The sequence below is a fragment of the Streptomyces sp. M-16 genome, from assembly GCF_052114405.1.
GTDB lineage: Bacteria > Actinomycetota > Actinomycetes > Streptomycetales > Streptomycetaceae > Streptomyces.
Genome location: NZ_JBFRER010000033.1, coordinates 39,169 through 55,383, shown reverse-complemented (window position 1 = coordinate 55,383; position 16,215 = coordinate 39,169). Strand labels below are relative to the sequence as shown.

Genomic DNA, 16,215 nt, shown 5'->3' with positions numbered 1-16,215 from the left:
GCGTACGGGTCGTGCCCCGCCGGTCAGGCCTTGCCGGTGAAGACGGGCAGGTAGCCGCCGGACTGTCCGGCGGCGGTGGGGTGGTAGGACTCTCCGATGTTGAGCCAGTTGACGCTGTGCAGCCATGCGTCGCCGGAGCAGATCTCGTGGCCCGTGAAGGATCCGGCGACGGAGGCGAAGGCGAAGCCGTGGTCGGCGGCGCGCTTGGCGATGGCGGCGTTGAGGTAGTCGGACGCGCCGTTGATGGCGGTGCGTTCGCCTTCGGTGAGGCCGGCGACGCAGTTCCCGTTCAGCTGGTAGAAGCGGGGGTAGCCGAGGACGACCACCCTGGCGCCCGGGGCCCGGCCGTGGATGGCGTCGTAGACCTGGTCGAGCCGGCCCGGGAGGGTGGAGTCCACGTACGCCTTGGCCTCGTTGACGCGGCTGACGCAGGTGGATTCGGACTGGAGCACACAGGTCGTCATGACGTCGGAGAATCCTGCGTCGTTGCCGCCGATGGTGATGCTGACCAGGTCCGTGCCGGAGTTGAGCGGAGCGAGCTGCCCGGAGAGGACGTCGTCCGTCCGGGCGCCCGAACAGGCGACGAAGGAGAAGGTCTGGGGGGAGTGGGCGGCGGCCCACAGGGCCGGGTAGGCGCGGCTGGTGCGCTTGCAGTTGCCACTGGCGCCGTCGTAGTTGCCGGCGCCGACGCCGGAGGAGTACGAGTCGCCGAGGGCCACGTAGCCGAAATCGGCCTGGGCGGCGGCCGCCTGGCCGGTTCCGAGCAGGGTGGCGCCGGCGGCGAGGAGCAGGGAGGACGCGAGGGCGGCGAGGCGCGACAGTCTGATGCTCATGGGGATGGCTCCTTGTGGGGGGTTACTCCTGAGTCCGTGGTACAAGCAGCCACGACCTTGTGGAAGTGTCCATGCCAAGAATGTTTCGGGGCGGCTTGGCGCCGGAATCTTCACGCGCGTTGCGTTTGAAGAGGGAACCCGGCCACCCGATCCGGCGAAACACGGGTGCGTGCGGGCACATCGTGCCGGATCATGGGCGCCATGCCAGCAGACCCGCAGGACGCGCTGCCGATTCGCCTGAACGTGGACGACAGTGACTCACCGTCGGATGTCGTCGACGCCCTGTTCCTCGGCCGGTTCGCCTCCGGGGAGCAGCCGTACGCGCAGAGCGTGACGATCGACCGGGTGAAGCCGGAGGCGACGCTGCTGCCGCCGCGGGCCACCGTGCTCCGGTCGGCGCGCGACACCGACCGCAGCGCCACGCTCGCCGAGGGCGAGGGGTGGACCGTGCTCGTCTCCCGCTGGAGCAGGGGCGCCGACGTGACGGTGACCGCGGTCAGCGACGAACTCGCCGCCGGGGTCCTCGGCCAGGCCACCGAGGGGGCGCAGGACGAGCCCGAACCGCAGCCCGACAACGTCACGATGGGGTTCTGGTACGTCTCCCCGCGCCGCGGCCCGTACCGCACGACCCGGCAGATCTCCGCGGGCACCTGGGACGAGGTCCGGCCCAACTACACCGCCCCGGTGGCGACGGCGATGGACCGGCTGATGAAGATCACCCCGGACGACATCGCGGGCCGGCTGCTGCTCCTGCACGGACCGCCGGGCACCGGGAAGACCTCGGCGCTGCGGACGCTGGCCCGGTCGTGGCGGGACTGGTGCCAGGTGGACTGCGTCCTGGACCCGGAACGGCTGTTCAACGACGTGGGCTACCTGATGGACATCGCGATCGGCGAGGACGAGGGCTCCGCCAAGGGGCGGTGGCGGCTGCTGCTGCTGGAGGACTGCGACGAGCTGATCCGCGGGGAGGCCCGGCACACGGCGGGCCAGGCCCTGTCGCGGCTGCTGAACCTGACCGACGGTCTGCTCGGGCAGGGCCGCAACGTGCTGGTCGGTGTCACCACCAACGAGGACCTGGAGCGGCTCCATCCCGCGGTCGTCCGCCCGGGGCGCTGCCTGGCCCGCATCGAGGTCGGGCGGCTGACGCGGGGGGAGGCGGCGGACTGGCTCGGCACGGAGGAGGGCGTCTCCCGCGAGGGCGCGACCCTGGCCGAACTCTTCGCCCTGCGCCGCGGCACGGGACCGGCGGCGGTGGTACCGGCGCAGCCGCAAACGCCGGAGGCGGGCCTGTACCTCTAGCCTCCGGCGGTCACGGGGGGCTGCTCGGGGGCACGCCCCCGMACGCCGCCCACCGACGGCCACCGACGGCCGGGCTGCCCCCGGACCGCGCCGCGCCGGGCCGAATCGACGGACGGCAGAGGCGCTGCCGACGATCGGGGCTCCACCCGACGAACCGGGCACCGGGCCGAACCAGCGACCGACCGGGGCGCCACCGGTCGAACCGGGCCGAATCAACGGACGCCCGGCGCCCCACCAGGCGAACCGGCCCCCGGACGGCACACGGCCTCCGGGCACCGGGCCGAACCAGCGACCGCCCGGCCGCCGCTGGCGGCCGGGCGACGCAGGTCGGGCCGGGCCGCGCCCCGGACACCGAATCGAATCGAATCGACGAACGGTCGGGGGGATGCCGACAGTCGGGCCTCCACCCGTCGAGCCGGACCAGGCCACGCCCCCGGGCACCGGGTCGGATCGGCAGCTGGGGCGGCGCCGGTCAGGCGGGGTGACGCGGGGGCACCGGGCGTCCCGTCCGGGCGGGCCCGGCGCGGGGGCGGCGGACTCCGCGGGCGCCGCCATGAGTCGGCGGCGGCCGGGGCGGGCGGCGGGTTGGGCGGCGAACTCCTGTGGCGGCAGGACGAGTCGGCGGGTGGCTAGGGGGCCGCGTAGCGGGCGCGGAGGGCGGAGGTGGCCGCTTCGGCGGCTTCCGCCTCCGTCAGGCCGAGGCGGTGCGCCCGCTCCGCGTACGCCTGCGCGGCCGCGGCCGCCTCCCGGGAGGAACCCTCGGCGGCGGCGACGAACGTCCCGTTGCGGCCCCGCGTCTCGATCACCCCGTCGGCCTCCAGCGCCCGGTACGCCTTGGCCACCGTGTTGGCAGCCAGCCCCAGTTCCTCCGCCAGGCCGCGCACCGTCGGCAGCTTGTACCCCGCCGGGAGCCTCCCCGACCGGGCCCGGTCGGCGATCTGCGCGCGCAGCTGTTCGTACGGGGCGGCCGCGCCGGCCGAGCCGTCGATCCTGATCTTGAGGTTGGTCGAGGTCACGCGGCCGATTCTCCCCCATCCGCCGGATAATTCGCAGGCGCGGGCCGCGGCCGCGCCCGTACCGTCGGCCGCATGACCGTTGTGATCCGCGATCTGCGCCCCGCCGACCCCGCGGACGCGGAGGCCGTCGTACGCGTCCGCCGCGCCGCCCTCCCGTTCATGGTGACCACCGCCGCCGGCGTGACCCACGAGCTGGCCGGCGCGCCCGCCGCGAAGCGCTGCCGGCTGCTCCTCGCCGAGACCCCCGACGGCCTCGCCATCGGCACCGCCCAGGTCGGGCTCGCGTACGACAGCCCCGAGCCCGGCCAGTCGTTCGTCAACGCCTTCGTCGACCCCGCGCACCGGGGTCTGGGCGCCGGGACCGCGCTGGTGCGCGCCGCCGAGGAGCACCTCGCGGCCGTGGGCGCGCAGGCCTCGTACAGCTGGGTGCTGGACGAGCCGGCGCACCGGGCCTTCGCCGAGCGGCACGGCTACCGTCCCGGCCGCTCCGCGCACTTCCTGCGCCTGGACCTGGCGGCCGGCGCCCTGCCGCCGCTGCCCGCGGTCCTCCCCGCCGGGGTGGAACTGCGCCCCGGCTCGGCCTTCGCCGCCGATCCGCGCCCGCTGTTCGAGGCCGACGCCGAGGTGACCGCCGACGAGCCGGGCGACGTACCGGTGGAGCTGAGCGACTACGACGAGTGGCTGGCCGGGGTCTGGAACGACCCGACCCTCGACCACGGGCTGACCACGGTCGCCCTCGTCGACGGCCGGGTGGCCGCCTTCTCGGCCGCCCGGACCGACGGCGCCGGCCGCTACTCCTCGGCGATGACCGGCACGTTGCGCGCCCACCGGGGCCGCGGGCTGGCCAAGCTCGCCAAGGCGGACTCCCTCCACCGGGCCCGCGCGGCCGGGTACACGGAGGCGTTCACCGGCAACGACGCCGGCAACGGGCCGATGCTCGCGATCAACGAGTGGTTCGGGTACGAGATCTGCGCGACCGAGACGCGCTACACGAGGAAGCTGGGAGCGACACGATGACCACGCGATGGACCGTCACCCTCACCAAGGCCGGCCGCACCAAGATCAGCTATCCGGCGGCGCAGGTGTCCGACGACGGCGACCGGATCTCCGTGCGCGCCCCCTGGGCGGCGGACGGGGTGAAGGACTTCGGCTTCGTGCGCTTCGAGCCGGGCGACGTGTTCGTGGAGCACTTCTGGCGGACGCGCTGGTACGCGGTCAAGGAGGTGTGGAGCGGTGCGGGCGTCCTCAAGGGCTGGTACTGCGACGTGACCCGCCCGGCGGTGGTCCGCGAGGGCGAGATCGTCGTCGACGACCTGGACCTGGACCTGTGGGTGTCGGCGGACGGCGGGTCCGTCCTGCGGCTGGACGAAGACGAGTTCGCGGCGAGCGGCCTCGCCGTGAGCGATCCGGAGGCCGCGGCGCAGGCCGTCCGCGCCCTCGACTCCCTCGACGACCAGGCCCGCTCGGCCCCGGGGCTGCCCGCCCTGCTCGTCTGACGGCGCCGCGGGGCGGGGGGATCCGGGGCCCCTTTCTGTGGGCCCGCTTAGGCCTTCCTTAAGCGGGCCCTAAGGATCACCGCGGGGGCCCGGATCCGGGGCCGGCGGCGGTTCGCGCGGGCTAGCTTGGCGGGGCCAGGGAGGGTCGGTGGCGGCGGGAGCCCGGTTCGGGACGGCGCCGCGCCGCCCGGTTCCGCTGGCGCGCCCCTGCCTTGTGCCCTAAGGAGATCCACCCATGCCCGCGTCCCGCCGCCGTACCGCCCTCCGTATCGCCGCCGCCGGTCTCGCCCCGCTCGCGGTGGCCGCGTACGCCGCCGGGCCCGCCGCCGCCCACGGTTCGATGACGGACCCGGTGAGCCGGGTGGCGGCCTGCTACGCGGAGGGGCCCGAGTCTCCCAAGTCGGCGGCGTGCAAGGCCGCCGTGGCGGCGAGCGGGACGCAGGCGTTCTACGACTGGAACGCGGTGAACATCGCCAACGCGGCCGGCCAGAGCAAGAAGCTGATCCCCGACGGGCAGCTGTGCTCCGCGGGCAACGCCAAGTACAAGGGGCTGGACCTGCCCCGCGCGGACTGGCCCGCCAGCCCGATGACGGCCGGGGCGCACACCTTCCGCTACAAGGGCACCGCCCCGCACAAGGGCTCCTTCGAGCTGTACGTGACGAAGGACGGATACGACCCGACGAAGCCGCTGAAGTGGTCCGACCTGGAGCCCGCCCCGTTCGCGAAGGCCACGGACCCGGGCATGCAGAACGGCGACTACGTCTTCAGCGGGACGGTCCCGAAGAAGACGGGCCGTCACCTGATCTACAGCATCTGGCAGCGCTCGGACAGCCCCGAGGCCTTCTACACCTGCTCGGACGTGGTCTTCGGCAAGGACAACGGAGCCGGCGGCGGTACGGGCGGCGGTACGGCGGGCGGCGGTACGGGGACCACCCCGGGCGGCGCGCCGGGCACCCGGCCCTCCGCCGAAGCCGGTACCAAGCCCTCCTCGACGCCCGCCGCGGCCGTGACCGACGCGGACGTGCCGCCGGCCAAGGCTCCGACGGACCGGCAGATCTCCGACGGCGCGGGCAAGTCCTCCGTGGAGCACAACGGCCACGGTGACAACGACCCGAAGACGAACGGCGCGGCGGGCGCCGCGCCGGTCTCCGTTCCGTTCTCCTCGCCGTCCCCGGCGGGCGCCAAGGGGGGCGACCTCGCGGAGACGGGCGGCAGCGGCGCCACCCCGGCGATCGCGATCGCCGGGGCCGGCGCCCTGGCCGTCGGTGCGGCCGTGATGTTCGCGGTGGCCCGCCGCCGGTCGGCGGCGGGCCGTCACGGCCGCTGACGGGCGGCCCGGACCGCCTGTGCGTCAGTCGAAGACCGACGCGCAGGTGGTCCGTTCGGCGTGTGCGGGGTCGAGGGCGTTGACCGCCTCGTGCCAGGCGATGCGGTCCGTGAGGCCGATGGTCACGTGCTCGGAGATGTCCAGCGGGCACAGGTCCTGGAGCAGGACGTTGCGTACGTTCGGCCCGTCGAGGAACTGGGTCCGGTAGGGGGTGACCACCTCGTCGTAGCGGGTGGAGATCACCGTGTACTTCACGCCGGGGACGGTGTCGCCGCCGGCGTTCAGGTTGTTCTGGAAGGCGGACCCGGCGATCTGGTCGGCCAGCCCGGGGGTGGCGGTGCTGATCAGGTCCTCGGCGCCGGGGAAGTACGGGAGGAGCTTGGTGAGTCCGGACAGGGTGGTGCCGTGGTTGTCGGGGGCCAGCCCGACGAGCGCGTTGACCTTGGCGCCGCCGCCCAGGAACTTCAGGTAGTAACGGGGCATCATGCCGCCCTGGGAGTGGCCCACGAGGTCGGCCTTGGGTGCGCCGGTGGAGGACAGCACCCGGTCGACGAAGGTGTCGAGCTGGGCGGCGGACTTGTCGATGGGGCCGAGCCCGTTGAAGAGGGGCACGCCGGGGAGCTGTCCGTAGTCGAGGGAGTAGACGCAGTACCCGCGGTGGACCAGGTACGGCGCGAAGCCGAGCCAGTTGTCCACGGAGTTCCCGAAGGTGCCGTGGACGAGGACGACGGGACGCGGGTGCGCGGCGGAGGGTTTGCAGGACCAGTCGTTCCAGCCGCTGCTGGGTCCGGACGCGGCCTGGGCGGCGCCGCTGGGGGCGACGAGGGCCGCGGCGGCGAGGGTGAGGACGGCTAGCGGGCGGAGCAGGCGTCTCCAGGGCAGCATGGGGTGATCTCCTTGCGGGTCAAGGGGAATGCGTGGGGGTTCATCCCGTGATCCGGATCACAAGGGGGCTGCTGCCAGCTAAATTACGGGCGAGTAGCAAGACAGGGAAGTTACGCGTCGGTAAAAATTGGCGTGTCGAGTCCGTCTCCGGCGCCGCTCCGGAACAATGGGCGCCTCCGGAACCGGACTTGAGGTGATCGCGGCCATGCAGAGCGCTCCCGGCGCGGGTACTGCCCTGGCCGCCCCGGCGGCGCTGGCGGCCGATCCGCTGGTCGCGGCCGTCACGGAGACCGCCGTACGGGTCCTGCGGCCGCGGGCGGAGGACACCGCCGGGGCAGGGGTGCCGCGCACGCACCTGGACGCGCTCGCCGCGTGCGGTGCGTACGGGCTGCTCGGATACGAACCGGACCCGGCGGGCGGGCTCACGGCCCGTCAGGTGGTCCGGGAGGTCCACGAGGTGCTGGCGGCCGTCGATCCGTCGACGTGGTTCGTGTGGACGCAGCACGTGCCGGCGGTGAGGGCGCTGCTGGTGGCGGACGGCCCGGACGGGGACGCCGTGCGCGCGCGGTGGCTGCCCGCGCTGCTGAGCGGCGAGCGGCGGGCCACGGCCGGCTACGCCTTCCTGCGCCATCCGCGCCCTCCGGTCACGGCGGAGCGGGTGCCGGGCGGATGGCGGCTCGGGGGGCGGGTGCCGTGGATGACGGGCTGGGGCCTGGCCGACCTGGTCTACGTGGGCGCGCTCACCCCGTCCGACGAGGTGCTGTTCGCGCTGGTGGACTGCGCCGACCCGCGCGAGGGGCTGACCGCCGTAGGCGGGGCGGCCCCGCTGTGGGCGATGGGCGGTACGCACACGGCCTCGGTCGAGCTGCGCGGGGTGCGCGTGCCCGACGCGCGGGTGGTGGGGCGGATGCCGCGGGCCGACTGGATCCGGGCCTACGACCTGGAGAACGCCGACGCCCAGCCGGCCGTCTTCGGCCAGCTTCGCGCGACCGCCGACTTCCTGCTCGGGTCTCCCCCGTTCGAGGAACTCGGCCTGCGGCTCGCGCGGAGGACGGCCCGGCTGCGCGCGGAGGCCTACGCCCTGCGGGACGGGCTCGCGCCGGGGGAAGGGACCGCCGGCCGGCTCGCCCTGCGGGCCGCCTCCCTGGACCTGGCCGTACGGGCGGCCGCGGCGTGCGTGGCCGTGGCCGGCGGCCGGGCGGTCCAGTTCGGGCACACCGCGGGACGGCTCTCCCGCGAGGCCCAGTTCCACCTGATCCAGGCCCAGACCACCCCGCTGCGCACGGAGACGACCCACCGCCTCCTCCCCGACCTGGACGACTGACCCCCGATCCCGCAGCCCGCACGGGGCGGCTGAGCCGGAGGGGCGCGCCGTGCTCCCAGGGGCCACGCGCGGAGGAACGTGAGGAACGAGCGTTCTGAGCACGTGGCCCCTGGGAGCACGGCTTCAGCGCCCCGGAGGCGAAGCCGCCCCCGAAAAGAAGGTCGCGGCGGGTCGGACCGTCCCCGGGCCGAAGCGGGCGTTGGCGCGGTCGATGGCGGCTTCGGCCGTGAGGCGGGATTCGCGGGCGGGGTCCAGGGAGAGCTGGCGGGCGGTGCCCGCGGCTGCGGTGAGGTCCTCGGCGCGGAGCACCATGCCGGTGAGCCGGGCCCGTTGCAGACCGGCCGCGTCCATCAGCCGGTACGCGAGGGTGCGCAGGTCCTCGTCGTGGGCGGAGGGTTCGGGCAGCCGCCGGGACTTCTCCCAGCGGGTGCCGCCCGCGAACTGGAGGGTCAGGGACAGGGAGCGGGCTGCCTGGCGGCGTCCGCGCAGGGCGGCGCCGAGCCGTACGACGAGGGCGAGGAGGGCGGCGCGGGCGTGCGGGCCGTCCAGTTCCTGCCGGGTGAAGCCGGTGCGGACGGCGGCCGAGGGGGGCAGGTCGCGCGGGGTGACCGGGCGCGGGTCGATGCCGCGGGCGCGGTCGGCGACGAGCCGTCCGGACCGTTTGCCGAGGATCCGTTCGAGGACTCCGGGCGCGACCCTGGTGAGCGCCCCGACGGTGTGCAGCCCGTAGCCGCGCAGGGCTTCGGCCTGGCGGGAGCCGAGCCCGTACAGCGCGTCCACGGGGAGCGGGGCGAGGAAGCCGGCCACCGCCGCCGGGTCGTCGGGGACGGTCAGGGTGCCGCCGGGTCCCGGGATCCGCGCGGAGGCCATGGCCGCCACGGCCCAGGTGCCCGCGACGCCGATCCGGACGTCCGTGCCGAGCCGGGCCACCGCGCGCAGCCGGACGACCTCGGCGATGCGGGCGGGGTCGGCGCCGAAGTACCGCTGGGCGCCCCGCACCTGGACGAGGGCCGCCCGGGGCGGCAGGGCCTGGACGACCGGGGAGAACTCGCGCAGCAGGTCGAGGACCTCGCGGTAGCCCTCGGGGGTCAGGGTGGGGGCGCAGCGCACGTGCAGGACCCCCGCTCCGGAGCGGGGGCGGTTCATCCCGCGCTCCCGGGGCTGGAGTGCCACAGCTTGCGGCCGGTGGCGGCGCGGTCCCCGGGCGGCTGGAGGTCGGCCCACGGGTTCATCTCGTAGCCGGTCGGGAGGTGGATGCGGCGGCCGTTGTCGGCGGTCGTCGCCGCCGTGGGCAGGGGGGCCGCCAGGCGGGCCGTGACGGCTTCGAGGCCTTCGCGGGCGCGCAGTTCCGCCAGTTCGGCGAGGTCCCAGGCGGCCGCTCCGACGACGCTCAGGCTCTGCGGTCCGCGCCGCTGCACGACGCCCCGGACCAGGAGCAGGAAGGAGTGGAAGACGGTGTGGGCGCAGGCTTCCTGGCTGTCGTCGAAGAAGGCGAGGTCGACGAGRCCGGTGCCGTCGTCGAGGGTGGTGAAGACGACCCGTTTCCCGGAGCGGATCGGCGGGGTCTGGGTGGCGGCCTTGGCGCCGGCGACCAGGACGGTCCGGCCGTGCGCGGTGTCCCGCAGGCGGCGGGCCGGGACGACGCCCAGTTCGGCGAGGAAGGCGTGGTGGTCCCCCATGAGGTGGCGGGAGGCGTCCATGCCGAGGACGCCGAGTTCGGCGCTGAGCCGTTCGGCTTCGGTGAGGTCGGGCAGTCCGACGGGGGCGGTGGAGCGGCCTCCGCCCAGCGGCAGTTGGGTGGAGCCCCGGGCGCCGGCGGCGCGCTGGGCGCCGTGGAGTTCCGCCAGGTGCAGCAGCAGGTCGCGGCGGTTGGCGCCGAAGGCGTCCAACGCGCCGACCTGGGCGAGGCGTTCGGCGACGGGGCGGCCGGGGTGTGCCCGGTCCCAGAAGTCGCGCAGCGAGGCGTAGGGCCGGCCGGCTTCGATGCGCAGGGCTTCGGCCTCGCTGATGCCGTGGACGTCGGAGAGGGCGAGCCGCAGGCCCCACCGCTCCGGGTCATCGGACACCAGTTCGATGTGGTGGGTGGTCGCCGAGCGGTTCACGTCCAGCGGCAGCACCGGTACGCCCCGGCGCCGCGCGTCGGCCAGCAGCAGCCGCTTGGGGTACATCCCGGGGTCGTGGGTGAGGAGTCCGGCGTAGAAGGCCGCCGGGTGGTGGGCCTTGAGCCAGGCCGACTGGTAGGTCGGCACGGCGAAGGCCACGGCGTGCGCCTTGCAGAAGCCGTAGCTGCCGAAGGCCTCGACGATCTCCCAGGTCCGGGCGATCACCTCCGCCGCGTAGCCCCGCGCGGCCGCGGTCGCCGCGAACCAGGCCTTGATCCGGCCCTGGGAGTCCGGGTCGGAGAGCCCGCGCCGGACCCGGTCGGCCTCGTCCCGCCCGCAGCCGGTCATGACGTGCACGATCTCGATGATCTGCTCGTGGAAGACGACGACCCCGTAGGTCTCGCGCAGCGCGTCGGCGAGGTCGGGGTGCGGGAAGCGGACCGGGGCCCGCCCGTGCCGGGCCTCGATGAAGGGGCGCACCATGTCGGCGGCCACCGGGCCCGGACGGAAGAGGGAGATGTCGACGACCAGGTCGTGGAAGGCCGTCGGCTGGAGCCGGCCCACCAGGTCGCGCTGGCCCGGGGACTCGATCTGGAAGCAGCCCAGCGTCTCGGCGGAGCGGATCAGTTCGTACGTCGGCCCGTCCCCGGGCGGCACCTGCGCCGGGTCGTCCAGGTCGAGTTCCCGTCCCGTGGCCCGCCGCAGCTCCGCGACGGCGTGGGCCATCGCGGACTGCATCCGGACGCCCAGGACGTCGAGTTTGAGCAGTCCGAGGTCCTCCACGTCCTCCTTGTCGAACTGGGACATGGGGAAGCCCTCGCCGCTGGTGGGGACCACCGGGGTGCGGGCGAGCAGGGTGGCGTCGGAGAGCAGGACCCCGCACGGGTGCATGGCGGTGCCGCGCGGCAGCGCGTCCAGGGCCTCGACGAGGTCCCACAGCCGCTCGTACGGCCCGCCGCTCGCCCCGTCCCGTACCTCGCGCAGTTCGGGCAGCTCCTCCAGGGCGGCCCGGGCGTCGCGGGCGCGGATGTGCGGGAAGGCCTTGGCGAGGCGGTCGACGGCGGCCGGGTCCATGGACAGGGCGGCGCCGACGTCGCGGACGGCGTGGCGGACCCGGTAGGTCTCGGGCATGGCGACGGTGGCGACGCGCTCGGCGCCGAAGCGGGCGATGATCCGGCGGTACACCTCCAGCCGGCGGGCGGACTCCACGTCGATGTCGATGTCGGGCAGGACGCGGCGGCGCTTGGACAGGAAGCGCTCCATCAGCAGTCCGTGCGCGACGGGGTCGGCGTGCGCGATGCCGAGGAGGTGGTTGACGAGGGAGCCGGCGCCGGAGCCCCGGGCGGCCACCCGGATGCCCATCTCCCGTACGTCGTCGACGACCTGGGCGACCGTCAGGAAGTACGAGGCGTAGCCGTGGTGGGCGATGACGTCGAGTTCCTCGTGCATCCGCTCCCAGTACGCGGGGTCGTCGGCGTACCCGCGCAGCACCAGGCCCGCCGACGCCCGGGAGGTGAGCACCCGCTGGGCGGTACGGCGGGCGGCGCCGACGAGGCGGGCCTCGGGGAAGTGCACGGAGCCGATGCCGAGGTCGTCCTCGGGGTCGACGGAGCAGGCCTCGGCGGTCTCCCGGGTCCGCGCGAGCAGGCGGCGGGCGTCGGCGGGGCGCAGGCCGGCGGCCTCGGCGATCCGGTCGGCGGCCTCGGCCATGCGGCCGGGGTCCTTGAGCCAGCGTTCGCCGCCGTCGAGGGGGCCCCGGGGGTCGACGGGGACCAGGCGGCGGGCGGCGTCGAGGACGTCGGCGACGGGGCCCTGGCCCGGGTCGGCGTAGCGGACGGCGTTGGTGAGCACGGCCGGGACGCCCTGCTCGGCGGCGAAGCCGACGGTACGGGCGGCCAGCCGCAGCGAGCCGGGGCCGGTACCGGTGCGGCCGTGGTGGACGGCCTCCAGGCGCAGGGCGTCCCCGTAGACCTCTCGCCAGGGCGTGAGCAGCCGGGCCGCCCGGTCGGGGCGCCCGGCGGCGAGCGCCCGGCCCACCTCGGAACCGGGCCCGAGCAGCACGAACACCCCGTCGCCGGACAGTGCCTCCCGGGGCACCACCGGCTGCCGCCCGGCACCGCCCGGTGCGAAGCCCGCCCCGGCGGACTCCGCGGCCTCCCCCCGCCCGGCCGCGGCATGGGCGGCGGTGACCATCCGGCACAGCTGCGCCCATCCGGCGGCGCCATCGCGGGCCAGGAAGAGCGCTCGCGGGGCGGACTCGTCGACGAAGGCCCCGCCCTTGACCGGGACCCGCCTGCGGTACGAGGCCTCACCGGCCCCGCTCGCGGAAGCCCCGGCCCGGGACCCGGCGGGCCGGCCCGCGGGGGACACGGCCAGGTCCACCCCGAACAGGGGCCGGATCCCGGCCTTCGCGGCCGCCTTCGCGAACCGCACCGCGCCCGCGAGGGTGTCGCGGTCGGTCAGGGCGAGGGCGTCCATGCCCCGCTCGACGGCGCGCTCCGCCAGCCGCTCCGGGTGCGAAGCCCCGTACCGCGTGGAGAACCCCGAAACGGTGTGCAGATGCGTAAAACCAGGCACCCGCGGCCTCCTGCTTCGCTCGAATCAACACCTCCCCCGGTTCCACCATAGAGCAATTCGAATACCCGTGCGAAACAGGTGTTCGATCATCCATTCGGTCCTCCCCTGCTGCGCCCGGCCCCCGCCGCGTCGAGCGTGAGGGACATGACCCAGCCCACCGAGAGTCCCGCCGCCGAGCCGCCCGGCGGCTTCCTCGCCGAGGTCAAGGACGCCGTGACCGTCCGGGCCGCCCTGCTGGTCCTGGGCGTACTGGCCCTCCAGCTGGCCTTCATCACCTCGTACATCGGGGCCTTCCACCACCCCGAGCCCCACGAGATCCCGATCGCGGTGGCCGCCCCCGTCGAACGGGTCGCCCAGCAGTCGGCGCAGCGGCTCGCCGCCCTCCCCGGCACACCCCTCGACCCCCGCGCGGTCGAGAACGAGGTCGCCGCCGTCACCCAGGTCGAGAACCGGGAGGTCGACGGCGCGCTGGTCATCGACCCGGCCGGCACCACCGACCGGCTGGTCATCGCGAGCGGCGCCGGGGCCTCGCTCTCCCAGGCCCTGGAACAGGTGGTCGGCGCGGTCGAGAAGGCCCAGGGGCGCAGCGTCCGGGTCGTCGACGTGGCCCCCGCCTACCGGGGCGACGCCCGCGGGCTCAGTTCCTTCTACCTGGTCATCGGCTGGTGCGTGGGCGGCTACCTGTGCGCGGCGATCCTCGCGATCAGCGCCGGGGCCCGTCCCGCCAACATCCACCGCGCCGTCATCCGGCTCGGCGCGCTCCTCCTGTACTCCCTCGTCGCGGGGCTGCTCGGCGCGGTCATCGCCGGCCCGGTGCTGGACGCGCTGCCCGGCTCGCTCATGGGCCTGTGGGGCCTGGGCACCCTGGTGGTCTTCGCGGTCGGCGCGATCACCCTGGCCTTCCAGGGGCTGGCGGGCGTGGTCGGCATCGGCCTGGCCATCCTGCTGGTCGTGGTGCTCGGCAACCCGAGCGCCGGGGGCGCCTACCCGTACCCGCTGCTGCCGCCGTTCTGGAGCGCGATCGGCCCGGCCCTGCCGCCGGGCGCCGGCACGTACGCCGCCCGCTCCCTCACCTACTTCCACGGCAACGGCGCCCGCGGGCCGATGCTCGTACTGGCCGCCTGGGCCGTGGCCGGCGCCGCGATCACCCTGGCCTGCGCGGTCACGCGCCGGGGCAGACCGGGGGCGGCCGTGGGCAGCGGCCTGCCCGACACCGACCCGTCCGTCCCCCGCTTCTCCGGCGGATCCGGACCCGGACGGTGAACACCCCCCGGCCGGCGGTGCCCCTGCCCGGCGGCCGGGGGCCCTGACCGCGGGCCCCGGACGGACTCCTGCGGGCGTGCGCGACGGCGTCCAGGACGGTGCGGATGCCCCCGTCGCCGGTGGCGTGGACGAAGCACCGGAGGCCCCGCGCGTCCGGCTTCGCCGGCAGCTCCGCGATTTCGAACTGTTTTCCCGATGCGTCAATTCGACACCCAAAACCGGAACCAACCGCACCGAAAAAGCCCTCCAACGACAGGGCGACGTTTCGTTCAGCGCCGTTCGCATCCTTCCGGATCTCCGGGTTGACCTGCGCATATGCCAGGGGACCAAAGACCTTCGCGCGCTCGCGAAATCTTTCACGAGAATTTCCCGGGGATGCGGCCTACCGCATTCCCCGACCGAAGAGCACAATCACCCTGACTGCTCGCGTCGAACGTGGGGGAGGGAACGCGTGCGCAAAGAAGTGCGCACCGCGGACGGACGCACTCTGGTGGCCGAACGCTGGGGCGATCCGGACGGCAAGCCCGTCCTCCTGCTCCACGGCATGCCGGGCAGCCGCCTGGGCCCGGCGCCCCGTGGCATGGTGCTCTACCAGCGGCGGATGCAGCTCATCGCCTACGACCGGCCCGGCTACGGAGCCTCCGACCGCCACCCCGGCCGCACCGTCGCCGACGTGGCCCACGACGTGGCCGCCGTCGCCGACTCCTTCGGCCTGGACACCTTCGCCGTGGCCGGCCGGTCCGGCGGCGGCCCCGGCGCCCTGGCCTGCGCCGCCCTGCTGCCCGACCGGGTGACCCGGACCGCCGCCCTGGTCCCCCTCGCCCCCCGGGACGCCGAGGACCTGGACTGGTTCGCCGGGATGGCCGCCTCGAACGTACGGGAGTACACCACCRCCACCGACGACCCCGAGGAGCTCGCCGCCCGGCTGATCCCCCGCGCCGCCGGGATCCGCCGCGACCCGGGACGGCTCCTGGAGGAGCTGCGCCGGGAACTGACCCTCAACGACCGCATGATCGTCTCCGATTCGGGCCTGCGGTCGATGCTGCTGCGCAACTACCGCGAGGGGGTCCGCACCTCGGCCTGGGGCTGGATCGACGACATCCTGGCCTTCAGCCGCCCCTGGGGCTTCGACCCCGCCGACATCCGCTCGCCCGTCCTGATCTGGCACGGGGAGCTGGACGTGTTCTCCCCGGTCGGCCACTCCCGCTGGCTGGGCCGCCGCATCCCCGGCTCCACCACCACCATCGACCCGGACGCCGCCCACTTCGCGGCCCTGCGCGCCCTCCCCGACGTCCTCAACTGGCTGCTGCGCGAACTCCCGGCCCCGGCCCTGGGTGAGGAGCAGCCCGCCTAGGCGTCGCTCAGGCGTCACCCCGGCGGCCCCCGGTCCCCGGCCCGGTGCGCGGAGGGGGGACCCCGGCCCGGGGTTCAAGATCATCGGGGTGCAGAATGACCCGTATGTCGATAACGAACACGCCCGAAACGGCCGCGATCGAAGACGCCCCCCTCGTCAGCCGCATCCTGACCCGCGCCTTCGACGACGACCCGATGATGCGCTGGTTCTTCCCCGACGACGCCTCCCGCGAGGAGTCACTGGGCCGCTACTTCACCACGCTCTTCACCCGGCAGTACGTCCACCACGGGGTGTGCGAGCGCACCGGGTCGGCCGCCTCCTTCTGGGTGGCCCCGGAGGCGGGGGACAAGGCCGTTCCCGACGCCGGGACCATCGAGGAGCTGCGGAACATCCTCGGCGACCGGGCCGGCCTGTTCGGGGAGGCCGTCGCAGCGGCCTCCGCGCACACCCCGCGGGAACCGCACTGGTACCTCGCGCTCATCGGCGCCGACCCGGCCGCCCAGGGGCAGGGCCACGGCGCGGCCCTGCTGCGCTCGGGGCTGGCCAAGGCCGACGCGGCGGGGCTGCCCGCCTACCTGGAGTCCTCCAAGCCGTCCAACCTCCCCCTCTACGAGCACTTCGGCTTCCGGGTGCGCGCGGAGGTGCCGCTGCCGGGCGGCGGCCCCGTGCTGTGGGGCATGTGGCGCGAGCCGCGCCGGCCGGCCTAGCGGCGACCGGCCGGTCCGGCGGGGTCCGGCCG

Annotated in this window: 13 protein-coding genes; 8 read left to right on the top strand and 5 right to left on the bottom strand. The window is 74.9% G+C overall.

Translation table 11 applies throughout. The annotated features are described in order from the left end of the window. Positions 1 to 23: 23 nt before the first annotated feature. On the bottom strand, positions 24 to 827 hold the full coding sequence (locus AB4039_RS17890) for an SGNH/GDSL hydrolase family protein (RefSeq protein ID WP_442271185.1): 804 nt from the start codon (positions 825 to 827) through the stop codon (positions 24 to 26). Positions 828 to 1,034: 207 nt separating this feature from the next. On the opposite strand from AB4039_RS17890, the gene AB4039_RS17885 reads away from it, so the two are divergent. After that, entirely contained in the window at positions 1,035 to 2,132 is a 1,098-nt protein-coding gene (locus AB4039_RS17885) for a DUF5925 domain-containing protein (RefSeq protein ID WP_266838255.1), read from the top strand. Positions 2,133 to 2,761: 629 nt separating this feature from the next. On the opposite strand, the gene AB4039_RS17880 is transcribed toward AB4039_RS17885, so the two are convergent. Further along, positions 2,762 to 3,148: a GntR family transcriptional regulator gene (locus tag AB4039_RS17880; RefSeq protein ID WP_266838256.1), complete on the bottom strand. Its 387-nt coding sequence runs from the start codon at positions 3,146 to 3,148 to the stop codon at positions 2,762 to 2,764. Between the two features lie 72 nt (positions 3,149 to 3,220). Here AB4039_RS17880 and AB4039_RS17875 point away from each other — a divergent pair, with 72 nt between their 5' ends. The 3 genes from AB4039_RS17875 (at position 3,221) to AB4039_RS17865 (ending at position 5,971) form a co-directional block, all read left to right on the top strand. Further along, on the top strand, positions 3,221 to 4,165 hold the full coding sequence (locus AB4039_RS17875; protein WP_442271172.1) for a GNAT family N-acetyltransferase: 945 nt from the start codon (positions 3,221 to 3,223) through the stop codon (positions 4,163 to 4,165). Then, positions 4,162 to 4,644, top strand: a complete 483-nt coding sequence (locus AB4039_RS17870) for a DUF402 domain-containing protein (protein ID WP_266838258.1) — start codon at positions 4,162 to 4,164, stop codon at positions 4,642 to 4,644. The genes AB4039_RS17875 and AB4039_RS17870 overlap by 4 nt, the downstream gene beginning before the upstream one ends. A 235-nt stretch (positions 4,645 to 4,879) precedes the next feature. Next, entirely contained in the window at positions 4,880 to 5,971 is a 1,092-nt protein-coding gene (locus AB4039_RS17865; RefSeq protein WP_442271171.1) for a lytic polysaccharide monooxygenase auxiliary activity family 9 protein, read from the top strand. Between the two features lie 24 nt (positions 5,972 to 5,995). On the opposite strand, the gene AB4039_RS17860 is transcribed toward AB4039_RS17865, so the two are convergent. Then, positions 5,996 to 6,856 carry an alpha/beta fold hydrolase gene (locus tag AB4039_RS17860; RefSeq protein WP_266838260.1) on the bottom strand — a complete coding sequence of 287 codons (861 nt, stop codon included), beginning with the start codon at positions 6,854 to 6,856 and terminating at the stop codon, positions 5,996 to 5,998. A gap of 205 nt (positions 6,857 to 7,061) precedes the next feature. Between AB4039_RS17860 and AB4039_RS17855 the strand changes: the two genes are divergently transcribed. Then, positions 7,062 to 8,180, top strand: a complete 1,119-nt coding sequence (locus AB4039_RS17855) for an acyl-CoA dehydrogenase (protein ID WP_442271170.1) — start codon at positions 7,062 to 7,064, stop codon at positions 8,178 to 8,180. A 123-nt stretch (positions 8,181 to 8,303) separates the two neighbouring features. Here AB4039_RS17855 and AB4039_RS17850 read toward each other — a convergent pair whose 3' ends face one another. Continuing rightward, positions 8,304 to 9,326 carry a DinB/UmuC family translesion DNA polymerase gene (locus tag AB4039_RS17850; RefSeq protein WP_266838262.1) on the bottom strand — a complete coding sequence of 341 codons (1,023 nt, stop codon included), beginning with the start codon at positions 9,324 to 9,326 and terminating at the stop codon, positions 8,304 to 8,306. Next, entirely contained in the window at positions 9,323 to 12,859 is a 3,537-nt protein-coding gene (locus AB4039_RS17845) for a DNA polymerase III subunit alpha (RefSeq protein WP_442271169.1), read from the bottom strand. Before AB4039_RS17845 ends, AB4039_RS17850 begins: the two co-directional genes overlap by 4 nt. A gap of 144 nt (positions 12,860 to 13,003) precedes the next feature. On the opposite strand from AB4039_RS17845, the gene AB4039_RS17840 reads away from it, so the two are divergent. The 3 genes from AB4039_RS17840 (at position 13,004) to AB4039_RS17830 (ending at position 16,183) form a co-directional block, all read left to right on the top strand. Beyond that, positions 13,004 to 14,122 (top strand): DUF3533 domain-containing protein, encoded by a 1,119-nt coding sequence (locus tag AB4039_RS17840; protein ID WP_266838264.1) that lies wholly within the window; start codon positions 13,004 to 13,006, stop codon positions 14,120 to 14,122. A gap of 451 nt (positions 14,123 to 14,573) precedes the next feature. Then, positions 14,574 to 15,476 (top strand): alpha/beta fold hydrolase, encoded by a 903-nt coding sequence (locus AB4039_RS17835; RefSeq protein WP_442271168.1) that lies wholly within the window; start codon positions 14,574 to 14,576, stop codon positions 15,474 to 15,476. 104 nt (positions 15,477 to 15,580) lie between these two features. Continuing rightward, positions 15,581 to 16,183, top strand: a complete 603-nt coding sequence (locus tag AB4039_RS17830; RefSeq protein WP_266838266.1) for a GNAT family N-acetyltransferase — start codon at positions 15,581 to 15,583, stop codon at positions 16,181 to 16,183. The last annotated feature ends 32 nt before the right edge of the window (positions 16,184 to 16,215 follow it).

Excerpts from the sequence above, each read along its gene's own strand:
- AB4039_RS17885 (WP_266838255.1), top strand. The coding sequence starts at position 1,035 with ATGCCAGCAGACCCGCAGGACGCGCTGCCGATTCGCCTGAACGTGGAC.
- AB4039_RS17875 (WP_442271172.1), top strand. The coding sequence starts at position 3,221 with ATGACCGTTGTGATCCGCGATCTGCGCCCCGCCGACCCCGCGGACGCG.
- AB4039_RS17870 (WP_266838258.1), top strand. The coding sequence starts at position 4,162 with ATGACCACGCGATGGACCGTCACCCTCACCAAGGCCGGCCGCACCAAG.
- AB4039_RS17865 (WP_442271171.1), top strand. The coding sequence starts at position 4,880 with ATGCCCGCGTCCCGCCGCCGTACCGCCCTCCGTATCGCCGCCGCCGGT.
- AB4039_RS17860 (WP_266838260.1), bottom strand. The coding sequence starts at position 6,856 with ATGCTGCCCTGGAGACGCCTGCTCCGCCCGCTAGCCGTCCTCACCCTC.
- AB4039_RS17855 (WP_442271170.1), top strand. The coding sequence starts at position 7,062 with ATGCAGAGCGCTCCCGGCGCGGGTACTGCCCTGGCCGCCCCGGCGGCG.
- AB4039_RS17850 (WP_266838262.1), bottom strand. The coding sequence starts at position 9,326 with ATGAACCGCCCCCGCTCCGGAGCGGGGGTCCTGCACGTGCGCTGCGCC.
- AB4039_RS17840 (WP_266838264.1), top strand. The coding sequence starts at position 13,004 with ATGACCCAGCCCACCGAGAGTCCCGCCGCCGAGCCGCCCGGCGGCTTC.
- AB4039_RS17830 (WP_266838266.1), top strand. The coding sequence starts at position 15,581 with ATGTCGATAACGAACACGCCCGAAACGGCCGCGATCGAAGACGCCCCC.